Source organism: Microvirga sp. P4_G7 (assembly GCF_056401005.1).
Window position 1 is genome coordinate 1 of record NZ_JBFUKD010000812.1, and the last position, 1,457, is coordinate 1,457.

General features: G+C 58.9%; 1 protein-coding gene. It reads right to left on the reverse strand.

Features of this window, described 5'->3' with window-relative positions; all coding sequences use genetic code 11:
• On the reverse strand, positions 1–1,457 hold a 1,457-nt coding region (locus AC1DT3_RS20920), incomplete at both ends, for a cadherin domain-containing protein (RefSeq protein WP_477467120.1).

Below are 1,457 nucleotides of genomic sequence, written 5' to 3' on the forward strand. Positions count from 1 at the left end.
GTCGCTATCTGCACTTGCGCCGAACCGCCCGAGCCGTCCGCGTCATAGAACAATGCGCCGGTCTTCTTGTTGTAGATGACGCGGTCGCTCGCATCATGCGCGCCGGTCCCCGCATAGAATCCATCGGCTTTGAGCACGCCCTTCTTGGCCATGCCACGAAAAATCGATTTGGCGAGATGAATCGTATCGTCGGCGACCGAGAAGTCAGCGATCGTGTCGAGGTTTGTCGCTTTGTTCGGCTTCGTGTCGAACACAAAGATGTCGCTGCCGGCGCCACCGAAAAGAGCGTCTTTGCCTGTGCCACCGTAAAGTTTGTCGTTGCCGGCCTCCCCTCTGAGGGTGTCGTTTCCTCCCGAGCCAAAGATCAGATCGTTGCCGGCTTCGCCCGTCAGGGCATCAACACCGACGCCGCCGCGCAATGTCAGCGGATCGAACTCGACCACGTTGATGATGCCAAACGTGAAGACCTGCGACGTGGACATGCCGTAGGCGTCGCTCACGGTGATCGCTACGGTGTGTTGCGCCGTCGTCTCGTAATCGAGCGCGCCGGTCAGCACGAGATTGTTTCCGTCGACTTGAAACGGGCTATTCGCCGTAGTCAACGCATAGGAAAGCGCGTCCCCATCCGCATCGGTCGCCGACAAGGTCGCGACAATTGTTCCGGCGAGGGCATTCTCGGCGACTTGCGCATTCGAGGCACTGAGCCCCTCCGGCGCGCTGTTCGACAGTGCGAGAGTGCGGTCGGCGAATTGCAGCAACCGGACATCGCGCACGAGATCCGTACCGTCTGGACCCGACACGGTGAAGGTCCCGTCGCCGTTGTCGGCGATCTGCGACTGAGCCGCCGTGCCTGAGAACAGAGCTACGTTGCTACCGGTGCCGCCGTCGAGCGTGTCATCCCCGAGGCCGCCATCGAGCGTATCGTTGCCGCCATGACCCGTGAGGATATTTGCATTGCCATCACCTTTGAACCGATCCGCTCCTGCGCCGCCTTCCAGATTTTCGATCGAACGGAGGGTGTCTCGGCCATAGTTGGTGTTCTGTGCGGTTTCAATTGTCAAATCGGCCTTTGCGCCAACATCGCCGGAGAACAGAACCGTGTCGCTGTTCGCGCCACCGTCAAGTGTGTCGTCGCCGAACCATCCGTCGAGAGTATCGTTGCCGGTACCGGAGGAGAGAGCATTAGCGACGTCATTTCCGGTCAGCTTGTCGAGGCTGGCATACGTCACAACATTCTCGACGTTGGTGACGGTGTTGAGAGATTGGAAATTGGCCTGACCCGTTTGAATTCGCAGATCGAGCGTTCTCTGGCGATTCCCTGAATCGCTCTCAGATCCGAGAATGATCGTATCGATTCCCGCGCCGCCGTCGATGATCTTTGTCCCGTACGCTCCTTCGATTGTTTCCGTTCCCGCACCGCCAAGAATCGTAGCATTGCCAAATGCTTGAATGACACC